Origin of the sequence: Candidatus Nitrohelix vancouverensis, from assembly GCA_015698305.1 — a bacterium.
Taxonomy (GTDB): Bacteria; Nitrospinota; Nitrospinia; order Nitrospinales; family VA-1; genus Nitrohelix; species Nitrohelix vancouverensis.
Genome location: CP048620.1, coordinates 62,686 through 85,125 on the forward strand (window position 1 = coordinate 62,686; position 22,440 = coordinate 85,125).

Genomic DNA, 22,440 nt, shown 5'->3' on the forward strand with positions numbered 1-22,440 from the left:
CGTCTTAAATCGAACTTCTCAAAAGATTGTCCAGCATCTTGTTATAAAAAGCTCGCACCGACTGAGTGCGGTCTTCATAGTCCTCCAGTAAACGCGCGCTCAACTGCGCGTCGTCCTCCCCGGAATAACGTAACAGCCGGGCAAGTATCGCCAGCGAAAACTCATCCTTCGGCAGATAATTTTTCGAGTTGGGATTCCAGAGTCTCAACGCGCATTCAAGGTTTCTGAGAAACAGAAAACATTTGCGCACCTGTTCCGAAACTTCATATTCCAGAAGCCCGCACTGGGCAAACTTGCTCACCGCTTCAAAGGTATTCGTGTGGCACAACTGCGGGTACTTTCCGCCGTGCTTCAATTGTAGAATTTGCACGATGAATTCGATATCCGCCAGGCCTCCCAAACCCAGCTTGACGTTTTTACCCTTCTTCGCTTCCTGAGCCAGTTCCACCACCATGCGTTCGCGCAAACGGGAAATTTCGATCAGGTCTCCGTACTCCAGCCTCTGTCCATAAGTGAATTGTTGCGCCACCGCTAGAAACTTGTTGCCTAAATCCGGGTTGCCCGCGACAAACCGCGCCCGCGTCATCGCCTGCCGCTCCCAGATTCGCGCGCGCGAATTGAAATATTCCTTGTACCCATCGAGCGATAAAACCAGCGACCCGCCGCCGCCTTCGGGACGAAGGTCCGCATCCATTTTGTAAGCGATCCCTGCCGGCGTCATTTCCGACGACAATTTGAAAATCAATTGCGAAACGGAAGAATAATATTCGGACAACTCGGCGATCACTTGCGTCGAGGCGTTGGAAAGATGATCGTAAACGAAAATCACATCCAGATCGGAACCGAAATTCAGTTCGCGTCCGCCATGCTTGCCCAGTGTGACAATCGCAAAATTATCCGGCCCCGATTCCCCTGTTTTGCGTTTGGCTTCTTCAAAGGCCAACCCGCAAATTGATTGCAAAAAAATATCCGCTAGATTAGACAGGTCTTCCATCGTGCTCATGATATCCACTTCGCCAATCAAATACCTCAGGCCCACGCGCAACTCCTCCGCCTGCTTGAAACGGCGCAAGGCAATCTTCTTGGCGTCGAGATCCTGCAAAAAATGGAGTTGTTTTTCGAGATCTTCGCAAATACGTTCGGGAGATTTGAAACGGTAAATCGCCTCCATATCCATGACCACATCGACCAGCCCCGGTTGCTTGATGAGGATTTCTGCAAGCAGGTTACTGCCTCCAAGCAAAATAAGAATCAATTCGAGCAATTTTTCGTTCGACTCGAACAGACTCATATAGGATTCTCTCGCCCCGCTGGATTCCATGAACTTGACCAGATTTTCCAGAGCCGAATTCGGGTTCGGAGATTTGAGACAGGATTCCATCAAACGCGGATACACCGCATCAAACACTTGAAGGCTTTTCTCAGAGGGATGTGAAAACTCTTTGCCTTCGCGCAAGGATTTTAAAAAGATGAGGGTCCGTGGCGGTTCGGCAAAACCCAATCGCTTCAGATGCTCTTCGGACAGAGCGCTGTTGCGCTCCACATCCTGAGTCCATTCCCTGGATGCATTTTCCGCGGCGCTCTGGTCCTCCTCGTCGGCAAACAGTTCGGCAAACATTTTCCCGACGAACTCTGTGTGAAAATTGAATTGTTCCATGAGACGCGCCGACAGTTGTTCCGGCTCCCCTTCAATGCGCATCTTTTTTGCAAGACTGCGCAAGCGGCTTTCGCCTTTGGGCAAATCATGCGTTTGCAAACCAAAAGAAATCTGCACCCGGTTTTCCAGATTGCGCAGGAATATGTAAGCATCCTTCAATTTGGAATAATCATCCGCATTAATAAATTCTCGGGAGCGCAATCGTTTGAGAACTCTCAAGGTATTGGGTTCGCGCAGGCTGATATTACGCCCGCCAAAAATCAGTTGATAGGCTTGAACAATGAACTCGATTTCGCGAATTCCCCCAAACCCAAGTTTGATATTGGCCTGACCTTTGTGCCTGGCTTTGAGGCTGTCGTTGATTTTCAGCTTCATCGACTTGATTTCCTTGATGGCGGAAAAATCAAGACTGCGCCGGTAGACAAATGGTTCAACCAGCTTGTAAAATTCATTGCCCAGAGCTTCGCTCCCGGCAGACACGCGCGCCTTGATCAGCGCTTGCCGTTCCCAGGTCCGTCCCCAGGACTGATAATAGATTTCGCAACTGGCGAGCGAGTTGGCGATCTCGCCGCTCTTGCCTTCGGGGCGAAGGTCAAGATCAACGCGAAACACCGCGCCCTCCGGGGTGATCTCATGCAGGGTTTTCGTCAATAACTGCGCCAGTTTGGTGAAGTATTCATGATTCGAAATGCGAACCTGCTGCCCTTCCTTGCCCGGCTCTGGAACGGTTTCGCCTTTGCTCGATGAGTAGATGCAAATGATGTCGATGTCCGAGGAATAATTCAATTCCCGTCCGCCCAATTTGCCCATCCCCAGAACGGTGAACTCCGCTTCGTGCCGTTTGCCGTCGGCGTCTTCATAATAGGGAACGCCATATTTTTTTTGCAGGGTCTCTTCAGCGAATTCATAAGCCGCCTGCAAGGCGACGTCTGCGATATTGGATATGTCTCCCACCGTTTCTTCAAACGATACGGTTCCCAGCAGATCGCGCAAGCCGACGCGGATGTACTCTCTTTTCTTGAATCTGCGCAGAAGAGACGGCGTCTTCTCCGTATTGTAATCTTTTCCCGCCAGGTCGTAATAATCCCGCATCAAACCGTCGCGCGATTTGGATTCCTCCAGGGTTTCGGGCAGTCCCAGCCAGTCGACCAGTGAAGGGTTTTGGAGCAGGGTATCGGTCAACACCTGACTGCCTGAGAATAGAGTGATCAGTTTTTGATGGAAATCGGGAGAGAAGGCCAGTTGGGAATAAAAATGATTCTTGTCGTCAATGCAATCGGCGAACCTCGAAAAATTTCGCAACGCGATGTTGGGATCGAAGGAACCGCTCAAAAATTTCAAAAAATCTTCAAAAAAATGCGGGAAAAATTCTGAAAAGGAGCATTGCCTGGAAAGGTCCTGCAATAGTTTCCAATCCGATTTGACTTCGATGAAGCCGCAATCCTCAAGCGGCGCTGTCAGGGAATCTTCCCATGGAGCGGAGGCAAGGAGACGTTCGTTCAGCAATTGACAGGTGGATTCATTCATATCAAATTCCAAAAAAATAGCGCCCCTGAAGACTCGCTTCAGAGGCGCCATTATAGCGCGTTTTCCAAGAAAACGTTTATTGCATGTGATTATGCATCGTAATACATCTGGAACTCTAGTGGATTCGGACGCAAGCGCACCTGCTCCACCTCGTTGGTCATTTTGTAATCGATCCATTTATCGACCACATCCTGAGTGAACACGTCTCCCTTCAAGAGGAAATCGTGGTCAGCTTCCAGGGCTTTCAATGAGTCTTCCAAAGAGTGCGGCAGAGTCGGAATGTTCGCCAGCTCTTCCGGCCCAAGAGCGTAAATGTCCTTGTCCAACGGCTCGCCCGGATCGATTTTATTTTCAATTCCGTCCAGGCCCGCCATCAACATCGCGGCAAAAGTCAGGTAACCGTTTGCGGTAGGATCGGGGAACCGCGCTTCCATACGTTTGGCTTTCGGGCTTGGCGAATACATCGGAATTCGCACCGACGCGCTTCGGTTTCGGCTCGAATAGGCCAGGTTCACAGGAGCTTCGTAGCCGGGCACCAATCGTTTGTAGGAGTTGGTGGTCGGCGCTGCGAATGCGCAGATCGCAGGCGCATGTTTCAGAATACCGCCAATGTAGTGCATTCCCATTTCGCTGAAACCGGCGTAGCCGTTTCCTGCAAACAAAGGCTTGCCGGCTTTCCAGATACTTTGATGGATGTGCATTCCCGAACCGTTGTCGCCAAACAAGGGTTTGGGCATGAAGGTTGCAGTTTTGCCATGTCGCTTGGCGACGTTTCTGACTACGTATTTGAACCACATCAGATTATCGGCGCATTTAACGAGCGGAGAAAAGCGCATGTCAATTTCGCACTGTCCGCCGGTGGCCACTTCGTGGTGGTGACACTCCATCGCAATGCCAACCTTCTGCATCAATAACATCATTTCCGTACGAATGTCCTGCAGACCGTCTGCGGGAGATACCGGGAAGTAGCCTTCTTTGTGACGCGGTTTGTAAGCCAGGTTCGGTCCTTCATCTCGACCCGTGTTCCAGTTGCCTTCAACAGAGTCGACGAAATAAAACGACTGGTTGATGTCGATGCGGTAACGCACGTCGTCGAAGATGAAAAATTCCGCTTCCGGGCCAAAATACGCGGTGTCGCCGATTCCCGTGGATTGCAGATAGGCTTCCGCCTTTTGCGCGATGTTACGCGGGTCGCGGGAATATTTTTCCTTGGTGATCGGGTCAAAAATATTACACAACATGCTCAGAGTCGGAATCTGCATGAAGGGGTCCATGACTGCGGTCGTCGCGTCGGGAATGACGAGCATGTCGCTGGCGTTGATCGCCTGCCAACCGCGGATGCTGGAGCCGTCGAAACCGAGACCGTCTTCAAACAAATGCTCTTCCAGTTCGCTCACAGGCACTGAAAAATGCTGCCAGGTGCCTAAAAGATCCATGAACTTCAGATCGATGATTTCTACATTATTTTTCTTCGAAAAATCCAATACTTCTTTTGGCGTCATTTACCATTTCTCCTCGATAAACTGTTAATTGGTTAAACTGTTACGCAGTGTTAATTTCTTTCCGGAAGCTCCGGGGCGCACATGCCCTTTTATACGGCGTCGTCCCCGCGCTCTCCCGTCCTGATACGAATCGTGTCCATTAAATCTGTAACAAATATCTTTCCGTCGCCTATTCTTCCCGTCTGGGCCGCTTTCATGATCGTCTCAATGACATCGTCGACCTGATTATCAGAGATGATGATTTCCATTTTGATTTTTGGAAGGAAATCGACCACATACTCAGCCCCGCGATACAATTCCGTGTGGCCTTTCTGACGACCGAATCCCTTGACCTCGCTGACGGTGATGCCCTTAACTCCAATTTCGTTCAGCTTGTCCTTGACCTCATCCAATTTGAATGGCTTGATAATGGCCTCAACTTTTTTCATGCTTAGTCCTCAAATTAAATTTCAATAAACGGAATTGGCAGAGGTCAAAATGAACTCGCAATTATTGAACATCAACCCGTTGCCTTTGTCCGGTGACCGACAATCAGAGCTTGCTTAACTCAGGCTCAATCCTTGAACCGGCAATACCATTTCAAATTCAATAATCATGCCAAGGGCATACAAAATCGCTTTCGACCTTGAACCCCTTAATCCTTTTATTTAAGGCGCTTACAGGAACTGCGCGATAATAGCACAATGCCTCTGGAGTTTCAAATTCATTAAAATGCCCAACATTTAGGCAAAGCCCTTTTTTTTGACTGATTTTTTGGCATTTAAGCCGATCAAGCGTCGCTTTGTCGGGTCAGATTATCGAGAGAATTTTGCAGTTCTTCCTGTTTTTCCTTCAAAATATGTTCGTCAGGTCTTTTGGGAACGCTGATGGGGGAACCGAATTTAACTTTACAAGTCGCAAAGGGGAGGGGCAATACAAAACGATCCCAACTAGAAAACACTTTCTTGCGCGTTGTTCCATAGCTCATGGGTATGACGGGCGACTGGGTGATGCCCGCCAGTTGAATCGATCCAGGCTGGGCGACGGCGCAGGGGCCGCGCGACCCATCCGCAATGATGATAATGCGTCCGCCATTCTTCAGTATTTTGATTAACGACCGGGTTCCTGAAATGGTTTTTTTATAGCTGGAGCCGCGAACCACCGAATAACCCATGAGCAGGGCGAGGCGAGCCAGAAAATCGCCGTCTTTGCTGGGGCTGATCAATAGATGGTATTCGGGGCGACGGCGCAAATGGTAGAAAAGGTAAAAAATGCGACCGTGCCAGAGGGTGAGAATACAAGGCCCCTTACGCCGATCCACTTCGGCCTCGGCCTCAGGGTCCAGATTCTCCAGGCGCAAAAGCCAGCACCAGAGATAGGTGGAATAATGGACAAGCCTCGGCAGACATTTTTCAATGAGCAACTTTTTCATAACCGCCATTGACCTCCACTGTCGCCAGCGTCAATTAAAAAACCGGTGTCACGCACAGAAATTCATCGCAAAGCCCAACTGCATTTCAGCGCGTCGGGGCGGCGCTTTGCTGTTCCAGAGATTGGCATACGCTCGTTGCGATGCGCTCCATGACGCCGGGTTGCCCAAGAGTGGCTTTAATATGGGACAGTTTTTCCTTCACGGACTGGACATACTCTGGCTCTGCGAGAAATCGCTCGACTTCCTTCTTGATCGCATCGCGCGTGAGTTGATATTGAATCAATTCGGGGACGACTTTCTCCCCCGCCGCAATATTCGCCAGGCCGTAAAGGTCAATTTTAACCAGCGGCTTGGCCAGCCAATAGGTCAGCGGGTTGAGTTTGTACACGATCACCATCGGGGTTCCTATCAAGGCCGCTTCCAGCGTTGCAGAACCTGAAGCGATCACCAGACAGTCGCTACAATTCATCACGTCGTAAGACTGACCGGGAACCACGCGAATGTCCAGCCCGCTTTCTTGCGCGCGTTTTCTCAACGGTTCCGGGTCTAGGGTGTCGGCAACGGGTAACAGGAACTGGCAATCGGGCCTCTCTTTGGCAATATCGGCAGAGCCTTTGAGCATGACATCGAACAAGGAATCTATCTCATTTTTACGGCTCCCCGGCAACAGTCCGACAACCGGCGAATCTTCTCTGAGACCGAAATGCCGGAGCGCTTCTTCCCGGCTCATCGTGGGACGTACTTTCTCGGCAAAGGGATGTCCGACAAATTCCACATCGACCCCGGCGTCCCGATAGAGGGCTTCCTCGAAAGGAAAAATCACAAACATCTTCGACACGTCCCGCTTGATCGCCTTGATCCGCCCCGCCCTCCAGGCCCAGATCTGCGGCCCGATCACATAATAAACGGGAATATCATTCTCCCGACACAAGCGGGCCAGACGCATGTTGAGGGTGGGATAGTCTATGAGGATCGCGGCGTCGTATCGCCCCGATTCAATTTCTGCGCGCAATCGTTTATATACATTCCAGTAGTGGAAACTTTCGCCAAGAACTTCGATGATGCCGACGGTTCCCATGCGTTCAATATCAAAAAAAGTGTCTGCTCCTCTGGCGCGCATGCGTTTACCGCCCAAGCCGTAAAACTCATAGTTCGGGCTACGCTCTTTCATTGCACGTATCAATTCACTGCCGTGCAAATCGCCCGACGCTTCGCCGGCGATGATCAAAATTCGGCGGGTTTCTTCTGTCATTCAATCGTCTCGTCGATTGGATCGTTGCTCAAAGAACAACTCAAACGCAAATTATAGAAATTTTATTTTTTTCCGCCAGAGCCACCACTTGCTCTTGCTCAAGAATCATCACGCGACCCGCTTCCAGAGCCAGCGCCGAGGCCTTTCCGTCAATCAGACATTGCATGGTCTTGAGCCCGATTCCCGGACTGTCGTAACGATAATCCTGATTGGTCCGACTGACCTTGACGACGACGGCGCTGCCGCGCGCCAGTTCGCAGCCCCTTGCAATAGCGCGGTCGGTGCCTTCAACGCCTTCGACGGCCACCACCACCTGATTTCTCACGACCAGGGTCTGGCCAATTTCCATGTCCGCAATTTTACGCGCGGCGGGGAGGCCGTATTCGATGTCCTTCATCTCCTCAGAATCGGGACTGCGCCGGGTCAACACGCCGCTGGACGGGAAAATCTCCGGCATGAACTCCCGCTGATCGAGCAGTCGGAATCCTTCCTTTTCCAATTCATCAATGACCCCTTCCATCAGGGTCTTGTCGTCTTTACTGCGCAGATTTTTAAGGAATTTGAGAGTTCGCAGATCGAACATCTGTGGGCGAAAGATAATGCCCTTGTCGACCTTCCCCAAAATCATCAAGTCGCTGATTTGTTCCTGCTTGAGCGTCTTGAAAATTTTATCAACCTTGCCAATGCCGATGCATAAACTTTTTTCGACAAATGGATCAAGAGTGGATTGAATCTCCGGCGTGAAGGCGATCGAGACTATCGGGATCCCCGCGTCTTTTGCCTTCCTTGCGAAATAACGGGGAACCTCCCCCGCGCCGGCGATGAGTCCAATATTTTCCCGCACGGGTTGATCCATAAGGGGAGCGTAAGGTGGAAGGGGAATGGTGGTTATTTGGAAATGTTTTTGTTTTCCCGGTATTGACGAAGAATCTCAAGAGCGATTTCAAGCGAATACAGTTCATTGTCAACAGCGACGTTTCGCGGACTGCCGTTGCGGATACAATCGATGAAGTGCCGGTGTTCCAGTTTCAAGGGATTTTCCTTGTGCACAAAGATTCTTTCCACCAGCGATTCTTGTTTATAACGCAGGCTTCCCTTGCTCAGTTGATGCTCGGAAGACGATTTGCGATGAACGTAAATTTCCTGATCCGTGTAGTCCAGTTGAACATGGGAGTCGCGTAGCGTTGCGGACAAGGTCCTCTCCTTGTTCTGCGATGCGCGACTGGCCAGAATATTGGCGATGCAGTCATTCTCAAACTCCAGTTGAGCGATCACCAGATCATCTCTATCGGAAAACACGGATGCCCCCAGCACGTTCACCCGGCGCACATCGGAATTCACCAGGTTCAAGACGATATCAATATCGTGAATCATCAGATCCAAAACGACTCCGTCGTCTTTGATGCGGTCGGTATAAGGGCTCATCCTGCGCACGTCAATAAAGATGGGGTCTGTCACTATTTTGTGCAACTCCTGCACGGCGCCGTTGAAGCGCTCGACATGACCGATATGCAATACGAGATTTTTTTTCTCAGCAATATCGAAGATTTCGCGCGCATGATCCAGGTTATTGGCGCAGGGTTTTTCCAGCAAAACGTGAATGCCTTCGCTGAGAAAATCTTTAGCGATCGGGTAGTGTAAATTCGTTGGCACTGCAAGCACCACCGCGTCCACAAGCTTGAACAACTCTTTATAGTCAGAGAAATACGGAACCCGGTAGGCTGCGGCAATTTCTCCTGCGCGTTTTTCGTTAACGTCGGAAATAGCAGAAAGCTGAGCGCCCGCGGATTCGGACAACACGCCGACATGGTATTCCCCCATTCTGCCTACTCCAACCACCCCTACTTTTATATCGCTCATTATTTGGTGATTCCCCTCGACGAACTATTAATAAAATCGACAAGATAACGGATTTCTTCCACAGAATCAATTTCTGACGCTATTCTATCCACCGCCTGCGCTGTGTTGAGGTCGGATTGTTTCAACAGCTTGACCGCTTGTTTCAAACAGGATCGGGCCGCTGGCGTTATGTTACGCCGACGCAATCCCACCGAATTGATCCCCACCAATCGCGGCGGGCGCCCTTCCACAAGCGAGTAGGGCAAAATATCCTGGGTGATCGCTGTCACGCCGCCTATCATAGCGCATTTGCCAATCCGAACGAACTGGTGGATGCCGCTCAAACCCGATATGAACGCATTATCCCCCACTTCCACATGGCCGGACAATCCGGTTCCATTCACAACGATAACGCCGTTTCCTAGTATACAATCATGCGCAACATGCGCATAGGCCATCAGCATGCAATCCTTGCCAATCACTGTCGCCTGATTTTCTTTCCCCGATCGATTGATGGTGACGTATTCCCGCATCGTCGTCCCGGAACCGACCTCTACAAACGAGGGAATATTTATGTCGAAGCCAAATATTTGAGGGTCGCCGCCAATCGCCGCAGAGTGATAGATGCGGCATTTCTCTCCGATGCGGGCGCCTTTGTGTATGATCGCGTTGGAACCGATCTCAGTTCCCTTGCCAATGCGAGCATCTGCTTCGACAATGGAAAAAGGCCCTATGGATACGTCTTCTCCCAGCTCCGCCGAGGGATGAATTTGTGCAGTCGAATGGATGTTCACGAGTTTGGATGGAGAAAAATCAGGGTTGTTCAGAACTTGGTATGTTCAAATCCGCAAGTGTCTCTTTGATTTAATACTGAAACGCAAGCCGATATCATTCGGGGAAGGACCCGATCAATCGTTTTTTCCCGCCATGGCCTGAAGGGTGCATTCAGCGGCTAATTCCTCCCCGACAAATCCTTTAGCCTGGAAACGAAACAAAGTGCCGCGTTGTTTGATCTTTTCCAGCTCCATACGGAGTTGATCGCCAGGAACCACGGGTCGACGAAACTTGGCGCCGTCGATGCCCGTGAAAAAAACCGATCCCTGCCCTTCCCTCTTAAGAGTTTTGAGCGCAAGAATACAACCCACCTGCGCCATCGCTTCGATGATGAGGACGCCCGGCATCACCGGAAACTCAGGGAAATGGCCCTGAAAAAAAGGCTCGTTTGCCGTCACATTCTTCACGCCAACGATGCGGTTTTCCCAATCGCTTTCAATAATGCGATCCACCAGCAACATGGGGTAACGATGCGGGATCACTTGTTTAATTTCGTTGAGTTCCATCATATTCAAAAATCTCCTGCGATTCCGCCACACACTCAATGAAGCAGTCTCTATAAAAAAAGGGCTATGAAACAATTACGATAGCGTGCTTCGACGCTACAATCTGAACCAATATATAGAAGATTCGCTGAGCTGGAGTGATGGAGCGGCAATATAAAGCTGAATTATTTATAAATCTTGTCGTACGCTCGGGTTGCATGCGGGGTCAATTCCTTACCGGGATCGGTGTACAGCATGCCCTTTTTTTCAACGATCATCGTGAATTTCTTTTCCTTGCCAAGTCGCTGAATAACGTCGACCATTTTCTTCACCAATTCTGCGGTCATTTCTTTTTCTTTATTGCTGAATTCGTCGCTCTTATCCTTAACATAGCGTTGGAAATCGCGGCTTTGAGCGCGGAATTCTTCTTCCTTCTTTTTCTTCAATTCCGGGTCCATCACCATGCTTTGCTTGTTAATGTCCTCCAGCATTTTCGCGATACTGGCTTCGCGAGCCGAGATCATTTTCTGCTCCCTCTCAAACTCAACCTTAAATTTTGCAGACTTTTCCTTCCATTCTTTAGTATCGGATAACGCTTTCTGAAGGTCGATGAATCCGATTCGGTCGTCGGCGATGGCGGGCGCGGCGAAGAGGCTCAATGCAAAAACAATAAGCGCTAAGGTGATTGATCGTTTAAAGTTCAGTAATGAGGTGGGGCCTTTTTTTTGAAACATAGTTCCTCTCGCTGGTTAACAATTTAAAATGCGCTTCCTGCGGAAAAATGAAATTCCGCATCCTTCTCGCCTTCTCTCTTATCCAGTTTGATGCCGTAGGCAAAACCGACGGGACCGAAGGGGCTGATGAAACGAATACCGCCGCCGATACTGGATCGCATTTCGCTCAAATCAATATTGGTGGTTGTGCCAATCGTGCTGGTGCCGCTTCCATAAACGTTACCGCGATCATAGAACACAAACCCTCTCAAGCCCTTGGTGAAAGGATACTGCAATTCAAAATTAAACAGAAGGGATTGTTCGCCGCCGATGGGGTCATTATTCTTGTCTTTGGGACCAATATCGCGAATGGTATAGCCTCTCAAGCTGGCGGGGCCGCCCATGAAATAGCGTTCAAAGACCGGCAGGCTTTCTCCATTGTAACCGTCCGCCCAACCGACTTCCGCATGAACCGCCGCAACCAGTTTACCGATCACGCTTTGGTAATAGGTCACTTCATAATTGGTTTTCACAAAATCACTGCCGCCCAGAACGGAACCGGCAAAGTCAAATCTTACCACATGCCGCCAACCGGTGGTAGGGTTTAAAAAATCGTCGCGGTTATCATAGGTGTAGGATGGCGCGATGCGACTGCTCGTTCTGTTTTCGTTTCTTAGAAAAGTCGTTTCCTCTCCCGGATCGACGCCGGAGATCTTCACCGCTTCGTATTTGTACAACAACGAGACATTTTCATACTCGGAAATATTCTTACCGATGCGAAGTCCGCCGCCGGTGCTTTTTGATTCAAAGCTGAAAAAATCGGTTTCCGTGTTGAACAAATCAATTCCACCCATGATATCAGAATCTAAAATATGCGGTTCTGTCAACGACAGGTTGAAATCGCTTCGCACGGACGACAGGTTTGTAGAAAAAATAACTTTTTGACCGCCGCCCAGAAAATTGTCCTGGGAAATCGATGCATTGAAAATAAGATTTTCAACCGAACTGAAACCCGCGCCAACACTGATGGAGCCCGTCGGCTGTTCTGTGACCGTGGTCACAACATCGATCAAGTCTGGCTCTTTACCGCGACGCGTGTCCACTTTAACGTCGGCGAAGAAACGGGTGTTGTTGATGCGCTGTTTGCTTCGCTTGAGCTTGTCGCTATCGAACAAATCGCCTTCCTTCAAACGAAATTGCCTGCGGATGACGTTGTCCTTGGTGCGCGTGTTTCCTGAAATCAGTATTTCTCCGACGTAGACTTTTCGACCCTTGTCTATTTCCATGGTCAAATCGACGGTTTTTTGTTCGTCGTTTTCCACTACTTTCGGATTGACGTCGGCATAGGCGTAACCGGCTTTGGAATACAACTCAGAAATGCTCAGCACATCTTCACGCACTTGGGACAGGTTATAAACGTCGCCCGGCTTGCTTTTGATCGCGGCATAAATATCGTCTTCGTTCAGAATATCATTTCCCTGAACTTCAACTTTACCAATGCGAAACTGCTTCCCCTCTTCCAGAGGAATGACGATGTAAATTTCTTTATCTTTTCGATTGATGTCGATTTTGGGTTCCAAAACCCGAACCTTGATAAACCCATGATCCTGATAAAAGGATTCGATACGGAAGGTGTCCAGCTTGAGCAAGTCCTTTTTGTAAATCCCCGATTCATCCAGCCAGGAATACCAGGTCTTCGCCTTCGTTTCCATCTGCCCGATCAACTCGTCGTCAGTGAATTGTTTGTTGCCAATGAAACGAATTTTTTCGATGCCGACTTTGGCTTCTCGCTGAATATTGATCGTGATGTTGACCAGATTGTCTTCAGTCGGTTCGGTGTCAATACTGACTTCTGCGAAGAAATAACCTTTTTCGTGAAAAAAATTGGTTACGGTTTCCTTCGTTTCGATCAACAAATGTGGGTGAAAGGTCGCGCCCTGTTTTAGAAAATCTTTGATTTTCTTCCAGATTTCAACGCTATCGACCTGGTCGTTGCCTTCGATGTGAATCTCTCCGATGGAAAGAATCTCTTCAATTCGAAATATGACATTCACGCCGCCGGCGACCGGCACGGTTTCTACGCGGATATCTTTAAACTGACCCAGCGCATAAATTTCCTCGATGTCCTTGCGAACCTGGCTTTGCGACAAGGGTTTCCCTACCTGAGTCTTGATGTAATACTCAATCGTGGATTTCTCAACACGGCGATTGCCTTCGATCAAAATCGAACGGACGATCTGCCCTTCGTCAGCCCAGGCAACCGCCAAAGGCAGAAAAATTGTAAAGAGAATCAGAACTAGGTGGGAAATTAATCGGGAGTTAGACGCCATCAGGCAAAACTTATTGTTATTAATCGCGTTATGGTACATTCACCCTCGACCAAAATTCAAGTAAAAAAAATATTAGACCTCTGATCCCTAACGGGCACAGAGGTCTAATACTTGATCGATTTGATACTACGACGGTGATTTAAAATGAGGGCAATCCTCAGATCAAGCGTTTACCGTATCGCTTTTCTCTGAAAAGGTGAGCTCATCTCCCTGCAAGCTGGCTTCAATATGTCCGCCGTTCTTGAAACGCCCTTTGAGCATTTCGTCGGAGAGCACATCTTCAAGGTACTTTTGCATGGCGCGTTTCAACGGGCGGGCGCCAAAATGCTTGTCGTAACCCTTTTCAGCCAACCATTTTTTAGCCTCAGGAGACATTTCCAGCGTCAATCCCTGCTGGATCAATTCCTCATTCAGCTGTTGGAGATGAATATCCAGAATTTGAACAATGTGATTGAGCGTCAACGGTCGGAATACAACCGTCTCGCTGATTCGATTGAGAAATTCCGGGTTGAAAGTTTTTCTCAGATCCTGTTTCAAATCCTTCTGCATCTTGTCGTAGTTGAGCTCGGTGTTGTCCTTATGAAAACCAAGGGACGTGCCTTTGTCCAACATACGGGAACTGATGTTTGAAGTCATGATGATGACGGTGTTTTTGAAATCGATCACCCGACCATAGCTGTCCGTGAGCCGACCCTCGTCCATGATCTGGAGAAGCAAATGGAACACGTCCGGGTTGGCTTTTTCAATCTCGTCAAACAGGATGACAGAGTAAGGCTTGCGGCGCACTTTTTCCGTCAACTGCCCGCCTTCTTCATAACCCACATAACCTGGAGGCGCTCCGGTCAAACGAGAAACGTTGAATTTCTCCATATACTCGGACATATCGAGTCGGATCAAGGCGTCGGAATTGCCGAACATGAACTCGGCCAGCATACGCGCCAACTCCGTTTTACCAATACCCGTCGGCCCAAGAAACAAGAAGGTGCCGATGGGGCGGCGCGCGTCTTTCAAACCGGAACGGGAACGTCGAATCGCGCGGGTGATGACCTTGATGGCCTCTTCCTGCCCGACCACCTTGTCGCCCAACTCCTGCTCCATATTCAACAGACGGATGCTTTCTTTCTCTTCGATTCGAGACAGCGGAATACCCGTCATGCTCGAAACGACAGAGGCGATATCCTCTTCAGTGATCGAAGGTTCGGCCTGCTCATTTTCAGATTCCCATTTTCCTTTAGCCGCTTCCAGCTTGTCGCGCAGGGTTTCTTCTTTGTCGCGAAGCTCCACCGCTTTTTCGAACTCCTGATTTTCGATCCTGATTTTCTTGTCGCGAACCACTTCGTCAATATCTTTCTGAATGGTCTTCATCTCTGGAGATTGCGTCACTTTTCGCAAACGCACCCGAGAACCCGCTTCATCGATCACGTCGATCGCCTTGTCCGGCAAGAACCGGTCGCTGATGTAGCGATCAGCAAATCGAACCGCAGTGACGATCGCCTCATCGGTGATTTTAACGCGGTGATGCAACTCGTAGGGAACCTTGAGTCCCTTGATGATCTCAATGGTCTCGTCAGATGTCGGCGGATTGACAACGATCGGTTGAAAACGTCGCTCCAGCGCTCCATTTTTCTCAATGTATTTGCGATACTCTTCCAGAGTCGTCGCGCCGATGCATTGGATTTCACCGCGAGACAAGGCGGGCTTCAGCATATTGGAAGCGTCGACCGAACCTTCGGCCGCGCCCGCGCCAACGAGGGTGTGCAATTCATCAATGAACAAAATGACCGACTCATTCTGGGTGATCTCTTTCATGATGCCTTTGAGCCGCGCTTCAAACTGACCGCGGTACTTGGTTCCGGCGATCAACGAACCCAGATCGAGAGAGACAACGCGCTTGTCAAAAAGAGTGTCGGGGACTTCCTTTTCAACCACCATCTGCGCCAGGCCTTCGACAATGGCGGTTTTACCGACGCCCGGTTCGCCAATCAAAACGGGGTTGTTTTTCGTCCGTCGACTCAGAATTTGAATCACGCGTTCAATTTCTTTAGAACGACCAATGATAGGATCGAGCTTCCCATCAATAGCCATCTTGGTCAGATCCCTGCTGAACTCATCCAATGTAGGCGTTTTTCCCACTTCTTTTGAACTCTCCGAAGGTTCTTTAAACATTTCAATGATTTTTTCCTTCACATCATCAAAAAACAGACCAAAGTTATTCAACACACGACACGCAACGCCTTCCTTCTCTTTCAGCAATCCAAGAAGCAGATGCTCCGTGCCAATATAATTATGATTTAATGAGCGGGCTTCTTCCACAGCAAATTCCAAAACCTTCTTGGCTCGGGAAGTAAAAGGAATATCGCCAATTATCAAGGAGTTGGAACTCCGAGGCAGATTCTTTTCCAGCTCTTTTTTCAACTGGGCGACATCCACGCCCGTCTTTTGTATGATCGCAACGGCAATCCCTCCGCCGTCCTTGATGACTCCTTGCAGGATATGCTCTGTTCCCAGATATTCATGGCGATAAAGTTCAGCTTCTTCTCGCGCAAGAATAATAACTTTTCGGGCTCGTTCAGTGAATCGCTTAAACATGATGGGTAATTCCTTGATTGAAGAAGTTTGGACCAGAGAGGCAAATCGGCGAGCCTGCAAACTGAAGTGAATGGCTGACAGGCTTTATTCCCATGTAAAATCGGCGCCTTTGGTCTTCTATTACTTTATTTTATGAAAATAAACTCAATTATACAACCCTTAATTGGGACGACTGAACTCCCCCGAACTGCAAATCGCGTTCACCAATTCCAGGGCAGAACAAAAAAGACGCCTTGCAAAAGAAGCTCTCGCGCTGACAGGTCGCAGGCATCAGGGGGAAAACAATGGTTCGCCTGAATCTGTAAAACGCAAAGAAATCTTCACTGCGTCACCTTAATAAGATTTAAAAACCCAAAGGGCCAGCTTTTACGCTAAATTCTTTTTCATCTGCAATACAAATCGCCGACCAACAGCCAGAAAAGCTAATCTACGCAAGGACTTAGACTTTTTTCCAGCCCGGCACCAGAGAGCGCGGACGCTTCTCTGCCAGCGCGTCGAGCACGTTATCGGCAACCAAAACAGCCATGCGGTCGCGCGTCTCCACGCTGGCGCTGCCGATATGCGGCAATAGCATGAGATTATCGAGTTCCGCCATGCCCTCGGTGATCTCTGGCTCCTTTTCATAAACGTCGAGGGCGGCTCCGGCGATCCTGCCTTCTTTCAAGGCAGAAAGCAGGGCTTTGTCATCGACCACCTGGCCTCGCGCGGCCTGAATCAGGTAGGCGCCCGGCTTCATCATGGCGAATTCCTTCTCGCCGATCATGTTTCTTGTCTCATCGGTTAAAGGCACATGAAGCGTGATGAAATCGGATTCCTGAATCAAACGCTCCAGCGGCACATATTCCGCGTTCAAGCGCACCTCTTCTTCGAGCGACAGACGATTCCTCTGGCAATACAGCACGCGCATCTCAAAACCGACAGCCCGCCGGGCGACGGCTCGGCCGATCTCGCCGCAACCCACCACGCCCAGGGTTTTACCGAAAACGTCGGAACCCAGGAACAAATCAGCGTACCAGCCCTTGAAACGCCCCTCGCGGGCAAAACGATCGGCGGGAATAATGCGCCGCGCCGCGCCCAAAATCATCGCCCAGGTCAAATCTGCGGTGGTCTCGTGCAAAACGCTGGGGGTATTGGTCACCCATATCTGTTTGGCCGAGGCCGCCGCGACGTCGATATTGTTGAATCCCGCGCCGTAATTGGCGATTATTTTCAAATTGCGCGCCCCTTTAATCATGTCCGCGCTGATTCGGTCCGATAAGTAGGTGATGAGGGCTTCGCTTTCAGCGACGGCCCGCTCGAGTTCCGCCGCGCTCGGCGGCGTTTCCGTCTGGTTGACGCGCAGTTCGCATTTCGTCTCCAAACGCTTCAACCCGGCTTCCGGGAATTTGTTCGTAACGGTTACGATAGGTTTCACTTTAGCCTCGCTACCCTTTTGTAATTATGAGATATTTGAATTCGGCATTGTAAAAGGAACCCCCTGGTATTCCTATGAAAATTTTATTTCTCGTCCCGCCTGAGATTTTATCTCTCGAATCTTCCGTTCCGCGCGCCCTTGAAGGGGGCAAAGGCTATTATCCGAAGCTCGGCCTGCTCTACGTCGCCGGATATTACATGCGCGCAACGGGCAACGAGGCGCGTTTCATCGACTGCCCGCCGGAAGGCGTGGACGAAGAGGAACTGCTCTGGCGCGTCAAGGAATACCAGCCGGACATGGTGGCCATGAGCATCATGACCTTCAACCTGCTGGACGCCCTGCGCGCCTCGCGCCGCATCAAACAAACGCTGGCATCGGTAAAAGTCTGCCTGGGCGGCCCGCACGTCAATCTCTACCCGAAAGAAACCCTGAGCCAGCCGGAAATTGATTACGTCGTCTTCGGCGAGGGCGAGACCATTTTCACGCGGCTTGCCACGACGCTGGAACACAAGGGGGCAAAAGCAGAAGAACTCGAACAGATAAACGGGCTGGGTTGGATGCGCGGCGATGAAGCGGTGGTCAACCCTGCCGAAACCGAACGCATCGACCTGAACGAGCTGGCCTTCCCGGCGCGCAGTCTGGTGGACATGGGACAATACAACCACCTCATCAGCGAGGGTCGCCAGTTTTTCACGATTCAGGCGACGCGTGGATGCCCGGCGGCTTGCTCCTTCTGCGATATCCGCAAAACCCAGTTCCGCATGCGCTCGCCGGAAAACATCGTGCGAGAAATTGAAGAACTCGCCGATCAGGGCGTCGACGATCTGTTTTTCGTGGACGACACCATCACCATCGACAAAAAGAATCTGATGAACACGCTGGCGCTCATGATCCAGCGCGGCGTGAAAATCAATTACAAGATTTCAGCGCGGGTCGACACCATCAACCCGGAATTGCTGGCGGCGCTCAAACGCTCGGGCTGCTACCGCATTCATTACGGCATCGAATCCGCCACGCAACGGCATCTGAGCTATCTGCAAAAGGGACAAACGCCGGAGAAAATCGAACGCGCCTGCAAATGGACGCGCGACGCGGGCATCGGCTTTTTCGCCTATATGATGATCGGCATCCCTTACGAAACCAAAGCGGAGATGATGCACACCGTCGAGTTCGCCAAACGCCTCAAACCCGATTACGCGCAATTCTCCATCTGCACGCCTTACCCCAAGACGGAGCTTTATTTTCAAATGCTGAGCGAAGGCATCGTCGAAGAGGACTACTGGCAGAGATTCGCCGAGAACCCCTCGCCCGATTTCAAAATCCGTTTCTGGAACCGGGATTTCTCCGAACTGGAACTGCGCGACATACAGGACGAATGCCACGCGCGATTTTACCGAAGCCCGACCTATATCATGAAGCAGATCGCCAAGGTCAAATCCTGGTCCGACTTCACCGCCAAGGCGCGTATGGGAACCAAAATCCTGACCAGCCGACTGACCGCCGGCAACTGACCCCGCCCCTTTCCAGAATTTTCCTCCGCGCACATTGTGCATGACCGCCCAGCGCGCTTCATGTACAATCGACGCATGTTGAGAATCCACGAAATCTACAAAAGCATTCAGGGCGAATCCACCTATGCGGGACTGCCCTGTATCTTTGTGCGCCTGACCGGTTGCAACCTGCGTTGCCAATGGTGCGACACGACTCAGGCCTTCTACGGCGGCGTCGACAAAACCGTCGAAGCGGTTCTTGAAGAAACAGAACGACTCGACGCGCCCCTGGTCGAGATCACCGGCGGCGAACCCTTACTGCAAGCCGAGGTTTATCCCTTGATGCAATCCTTACTGGATCGCGGCCAACGCGTCCTGCTCGAAACCAGCGGCTCGCTTTCCATTGAAAAAGTCCCGCAGGCCGTCGTCAAAATCGTCGACATGAAATGCCCTGCCAGCGGCGAAGCGGAAAAAAATCATTACGACAATCTCAAATTGCTGGCACCGCACGACGAAGTCAAATTCGTCATCGCCGACCGCAAGGACTACGAATGGAGCCGGGATTTGGTGAAACAATACGCGCTCCACTCCAATCCTGTCCTGTTCTCTCCCGTGTTCGACCAGCTCGCCCCGCGAACTCTCGCCGAATGGATTCTTGAAGACAAACTGCAAGTGCGTCTGCAATCGCAACTGCACAAAATCATCTGGGACAAAAACGCCGTCGGAGTTTGAAGCCGAGGACATGCCGCCCTACACAAAACTGCACAAGAAACTGCTCGCATGGTACCAGAGCGAAAAACGCGATCTGCCCTGGCGCCAGTCCAACGACCCCTACGCCATCTGGGTTTCGGAGATCATGTTGCAACAGACGCAGGTCAAAACGGTTCTGCCTTATTACCAGCGCTGGATGCAACGCTTCCCGAATGTGAGGAGTCTGGCCGACGCGCCGGAGCCTCAGGTCTTGAAGCTGTGGGAAGGACTCGGCTATTATTCGCGCGCGCGCAATATGAAGAAAGCGGCTCGGGAGATTCTTGACCGCTTCGCGGGACAGGTTCCCAACACCTCGAAGGACTTGTTGTCGCTTCCGGGAATCGGGCGTTACACGGCGGGAGCGATTCTCAGCATCGCCTTTGAAGAACGCGCCCCCATTCTCGACGGCAACGTCAAGCGCGTATTGTCCCGCCTGTTCCGCATCAACGAAAACGGCAAGACCTCAGCCGGAGAAAAAATTCTCTGGGCCAGAGCCGAAGAGATTTTGCCGCAAAAAAATATTGGCGATTTCAACCAGAGCCTGATGGAACTGGGCGCATCCATCTGTCTGCCGCAACAACCCCTGTGCCTGCTCTGCCCCTTGCGCGATCTCTGCGAAGTCAGCGCGACGGGAGAACAGGCCTTGTATCCGCCGCCCAAACCGTCCGCCCCTGCGAAAAAAATCGAAGTGAGCGCCGTGGTTCTCATACGACGCGGCAAGGTCTATATTCAGCAGAGGCCCCAGAAGGGATTGATGGGCGGACTCTGGGAATTCCCCGGCGGCAAGATCGAAGCGGGCGAAACGCCGGAAGAATGCGCTGTCAGGGAAACGCGTGAAGAATTGGGACTAGAGATTCAACTGAAAGAAAAATGGATGACGATTCGACACAGCTACACGCAATTCCGGGTCACCCTCCACGTCTTCGAAGCGAAAGCGCAGGGCGGTCGAATCCGCGCCACGCAATGCGAGCAATGGAAATGGGTTCGACCTGAAGAGTTAGAATCGTACCCCTTTCCCGCCGCTAATGTTAAAATTGTAAACAGGCTGACTCAGAATACATCCTGAGTCGCCATCGCGCCGCTCATCGCCCGAACCGCCATTCACTTTCAAGCCGAGCGCCATCATGATCAAATCACTCAAACAGGACCTGGGAATCCGAGCCATCGCCGCAGGCGTGATCGGCAACGTCATCCTTTCCATTATCAAGTTCATTGCGGGAATTCTCGGCAACAGCGCCGCCATGATCGCAGACGCGGTTCATTCCCTGTCCGACTTGCTGACCGACGGAGTCGCGGGCTTCACCTACAAGATCAGCCAGATTCCGAAAGATGAGAATCATCCTTACGGGCACGGTCGCGCGGAGACGCTGGGAAGCGTTTTGATCGGGATCATCATCGCAGGAGTCGGCGTCGGCCTGGTCTTTGAGGCCTGGGAAAAAATCGCGTCCGATACCCTGACGCCGCCCACCTGGCTTGCCCTGGGCGCCGCTGTCGTTTCCATCGCCATCAAGGAAGGTCTGTTCCACTACACCCTGCGCATCGGCGACGCCATGAACAGCCCTTCGCTGAAGGCCAACGCCTGGCACCATCGCTCCGACGCGGTGTCTTCCTTCGCCGCTTTGCTGGGCATCGGCGGCGCCATGGCGGGTTTCCCCATCCTCGACCCCATCGCGGCCGGCGCCGTGTCCCTGATGATTTTTTACGCGGGCTACAAAATTTGCGCGCAAGGCGTGAACGAACTCATGGACGAATCCATAGGCGATGAAACGCTGGCGCGCATCGAAGACATCGTCAGGAACACGCAAGGCATTGTTGATTTTCATGAACTGAGAACACGGACCGTCGGCGGAGAAATTTTTCTCGACGTCAACATTCTGGTGAGTCCGCGCATCACCGTTTCAGAAGGACATCACATCGCGGAAACCCTGCGCAGGAGTCTGATCAACGAGTTCGAGAATTTGGGAGAGGCCTTGATACATGTCGACGCGGAAGACGACAGCTCAATAGAATCCATCAACAATCTGTCGCGCGAAGAGATTGAGAGTTACGTCGATCCGATCCTGAAAGAAGAAAAAGCCATTCTGCAAAAAACCGGAATGCACGTCCATTACCTGAAGGGGAAGCATACGCTGGAAATCAAGGTGAGAGTGACGCCGGATAAAACCGTCGCCGAAATCAAAACGATATTCAATGATCTGAGAACGCGATTGCGTCGAATCGATCGAGTCGGAGACGCCCGTCTCTATGTAGATACCGCCTCAGAAGAGTCGTCGGGGAAATAGGTATCGTGGTCTGAGAACACCGGCGGGCTGTGAAAATTCAGCAGGTCCAGGGCCTCGCCTTCGGCTTTGAAGGCGTGCAGAACGCCGGGCGGCACTCGAAAAAAACATCCCGGTCGAAGCGCGTAGTCTTTCTCACCCAGAGTCGCCGAACCCAAACCCGCGACCACGTAATACAATTCTTCGCCGTTTTTATGAAAGCTGGCTTTCTTGACCTCGCCCGGTTGAATATGCACCCGGTAGGCGGAAAATTGCCGACAGGCTTCACGAGGGAGCAATTGCTCGATACGGATCCCCTTCAATACAAATGAAGGGGAGTTTTCCGGATCGACAAAATAGACTTCATCCTTCGGCGACATTCGCTTTCT

At 51.0% G+C, this 22,440-nt stretch carries 18 protein-coding genes; 4 read left to right on the plus strand and 14 right to left on the minus strand.

All coding sequences use genetic code 11. The features are described 5' to 3' along the window. Positions 1-4 precede the first annotated feature (4 nt). The 13 genes from glnE to G3M78_00365 form a co-directional block, all read right to left on the minus strand. Positions 5-3,184 (minus strand): bifunctional [glutamate--ammonia ligase]-adenylyl-L-tyrosine phosphorylase/[glutamate--ammonia-ligase] adenylyltransferase, encoded by a 3,180-nt coding sequence (gene glnE / locus G3M78_00305; GenBank protein QPJ63931.1) that lies wholly within the window; start codon positions 3,182-3,184, stop codon positions 5-7. Between the two features lie 89 nt (positions 3,185-3,273). Further along, a complete protein-coding gene (glnA, locus tag G3M78_00310; protein QPJ63932.1) occupies positions 3,274-4,686 on the minus strand; it encodes a type I glutamate--ammonia ligase in 1,413 nt (470 codons plus the stop codon). Positions 4,687-4,775: 89 nt separating this feature from the next. Continuing rightward, entirely contained in the window at positions 4,776-5,114 is a 339-nt protein-coding gene (locus tag G3M78_00315; protein ID QPJ63933.1) for a P-II family nitrogen regulator, read from the minus strand. A gap of 341 nt (positions 5,115-5,455) precedes the next feature. Then, positions 5,456-6,097: a lysophospholipid acyltransferase family protein gene (locus G3M78_00320; GenBank protein ID QPJ63934.1), complete on the minus strand. Its 642-nt coding sequence runs from the start codon at positions 6,095-6,097 to the stop codon at positions 5,456-5,458. A gap of 85 nt (positions 6,098-6,182) precedes the next feature. Beyond that, the gene (lpxB, locus tag G3M78_00325; protein ID QPJ63935.1) at positions 6,183-7,349 is read right to left on the minus strand and encodes a lipid-A-disaccharide synthase; all 1,167 of its coding nucleotides are present in this window, start codon (positions 7,347-7,349) and stop codon (positions 6,183-6,185) included. Positions 7,350-7,389: 40 nt separating this feature from the next. Next, on the minus strand, positions 7,390-8,205 hold the full coding sequence (locus tag G3M78_00330; protein QPJ63936.1) for an LpxI family protein: 816 nt from the start codon (positions 8,203-8,205) through the stop codon (positions 7,390-7,392). Positions 8,206-8,237: 32 nt separating this feature from the next. Next, complete coding sequence (locus G3M78_00335) at positions 8,238-9,212, minus strand: Gfo/Idh/MocA family oxidoreductase (protein ID QPJ66714.1); 975 nt, start codon at positions 9,210-9,212, stop codon at positions 8,238-8,240. Then, positions 9,209-9,982: an acyl-ACP--UDP-N-acetylglucosamine O-acyltransferase gene (gene lpxA / locus G3M78_00340; protein QPJ63937.1), complete on the minus strand. Its 774-nt coding sequence runs from the start codon at positions 9,980-9,982 to the stop codon at positions 9,209-9,211. The genes G3M78_00335 and lpxA overlap by 4 nt, the downstream gene beginning before the upstream one ends. Positions 9,983-10,096: 114 nt before the next feature. Beyond that, positions 10,097-10,531: a 3-hydroxyacyl-ACP dehydratase FabZ gene (gene fabZ / locus G3M78_00345; protein QPJ63938.1), complete on the minus strand. Its 435-nt coding sequence runs from the start codon at positions 10,529-10,531 to the stop codon at positions 10,097-10,099. 161 nt (positions 10,532-10,692) lie between these two features. Then, the gene (locus tag G3M78_00350) at positions 10,693-11,241 is read right to left on the minus strand and encodes an OmpH family outer membrane protein (protein QPJ63939.1); all 549 of its coding nucleotides are present in this window, start codon (positions 11,239-11,241) and stop codon (positions 10,693-10,695) included. 23 nt (positions 11,242-11,264) lie between these two features. Further along, a complete protein-coding gene (gene bamA, locus G3M78_00355; protein ID QPJ63940.1) occupies positions 11,265-13,487 on the minus strand; it encodes an outer membrane protein assembly factor BamA in 2,223 nt (740 codons plus the stop codon). 225 nt (positions 13,488-13,712) lie between these two features. Further along, positions 13,713-16,139, minus strand: coding sequence for an ATP-dependent Clp protease ATP-binding subunit (locus G3M78_00360; GenBank protein QPJ63941.1), 2,427 nt, complete (start codon positions 16,137-16,139; stop codon positions 13,713-13,715). 439 nt (positions 16,140-16,578) lie between these two features. Continuing rightward, positions 16,579-17,553 carry a D-glycerate dehydrogenase gene (locus tag G3M78_00365; GenBank protein ID QPJ63942.1) on the minus strand — a complete coding sequence of 325 codons (975 nt, stop codon included), beginning with the start codon at positions 17,551-17,553 and terminating at the stop codon, positions 16,579-16,581. A gap of 74 nt (positions 17,554-17,627) precedes the next feature. Here G3M78_00365 and G3M78_00370 point away from each other — a divergent pair, with 74 nt between their 5' ends. The 4 genes from G3M78_00370 (at position 17,628) to G3M78_00385 (ending at position 22,075) form a co-directional block, all read left to right on the plus strand. Further along, positions 17,628-19,064 carry a B12-binding domain-containing radical SAM protein gene (locus G3M78_00370; protein ID QPJ63943.1) on the plus strand — a complete coding sequence of 479 codons (1,437 nt, stop codon included), beginning with the start codon at positions 17,628-17,630 and terminating at the stop codon, positions 19,062-19,064. A 75-nt stretch (positions 19,065-19,139) separates the two neighbouring features. After that, the gene (locus tag G3M78_00375; GenBank protein QPJ66715.1) at positions 19,140-19,775 is read left to right on the plus strand and encodes a radical SAM protein; all 636 of its coding nucleotides are present in this window, start codon (positions 19,140-19,142) and stop codon (positions 19,773-19,775) included. 10 nt (positions 19,776-19,785) lie between these two features. Beyond that, positions 19,786-20,859 carry an A/G-specific adenine glycosylase gene (mutY, locus tag G3M78_00380; GenBank protein ID QPJ63944.1) on the plus strand — a complete coding sequence of 358 codons (1,074 nt, stop codon included), beginning with the start codon at positions 19,786-19,788 and terminating at the stop codon, positions 20,857-20,859. A gap of 58 nt (positions 20,860-20,917) precedes the next feature. Beyond that, positions 20,918-22,075, plus strand: a complete 1,158-nt coding sequence (locus tag G3M78_00385) for a cation transporter (protein QPJ63945.1) — start codon at positions 20,918-20,920, stop codon at positions 22,073-22,075. On the opposite strand, the gene G3M78_00390 is transcribed toward G3M78_00385, so the two are convergent. Continuing rightward, entirely contained in the window at positions 22,036-22,431 is a 396-nt protein-coding gene (locus G3M78_00390; protein QPJ63946.1) for a cupin domain-containing protein, read from the minus strand. The genes G3M78_00385 and G3M78_00390 overlap by 40 nt on opposite strands. Between the last annotated feature and the right edge of the window lie 9 nt (positions 22,432-22,440).

Coding starts and splice junctions, on each gene's coding strand:
- glnE (QPJ63931.1), bottom strand. CDS start 3,184: ATGAATGAATCCACCTGTCAATTGCTGAACGAACGTCTCCTTGCCTCC.
- glnA (QPJ63932.1), bottom strand. CDS start 4,686: ATGACGCCAAAAGAAGTATTGGATTTTTCGAAGAAAAATAATGTAGAA.
- G3M78_00315 (QPJ63933.1), bottom strand. CDS start 5,114: ATGAAAAAAGTTGAGGCCATTATCAAGCCATTCAAATTGGATGAGGTC.
- G3M78_00320 (QPJ63934.1), bottom strand. CDS start 6,097: ATGAAAAAGTTGCTCATTGAAAAATGTCTGCCGAGGCTTGTCCATTAT.
- lpxB (QPJ63935.1), bottom strand. CDS start 7,349: ATGACAGAAGAAACCCGCCGAATTTTGATCATCGCCGGCGAAGCGTCG.
- G3M78_00330 (QPJ63936.1), bottom strand. CDS start 8,205: ATGGATCAACCCGTGCGGGAAAATATTGGACTCATCGCCGGCGCGGGG.
- fabZ (QPJ63938.1), bottom strand. CDS start 10,531: ATGATGGAACTCAACGAAATTAAACAAGTGATCCCGCATCGTTACCCC.
- G3M78_00350 (QPJ63939.1), bottom strand. CDS start 11,241: ATGTTTCAAAAAAAAGGCCCCACCTCATTACTGAACTTTAAACGATCA.
- G3M78_00360 (QPJ63941.1), bottom strand. CDS start 16,139: ATGTTTAAGCGATTCACTGAACGAGCCCGAAAAGTTATTATTCTTGCG.
- G3M78_00370 (QPJ63943.1), top strand. CDS start 17,628: ATGAAAATTTTATTTCTCGTCCCGCCTGAGATTTTATCTCTCGAATCT.
- G3M78_00375 (QPJ66715.1), top strand. CDS start 19,140: ATGTTGAGAATCCACGAAATCTACAAAAGCATTCAGGGCGAATCCACC.
- mutY (QPJ63944.1), top strand. CDS start 19,786: ATGCCGCCCTACACAAAACTGCACAAGAAACTGCTCGCATGGTACCAG.
- G3M78_00385 (QPJ63945.1), top strand. CDS start 20,918: ATGATCAAATCACTCAAACAGGACCTGGGAATCCGAGCCATCGCCGCA.
- G3M78_00390 (QPJ63946.1), bottom strand. CDS start 22,431: ATGTCGCCGAAGGATGAAGTCTATTTTGTCGATCCGGAAAACTCCCCT.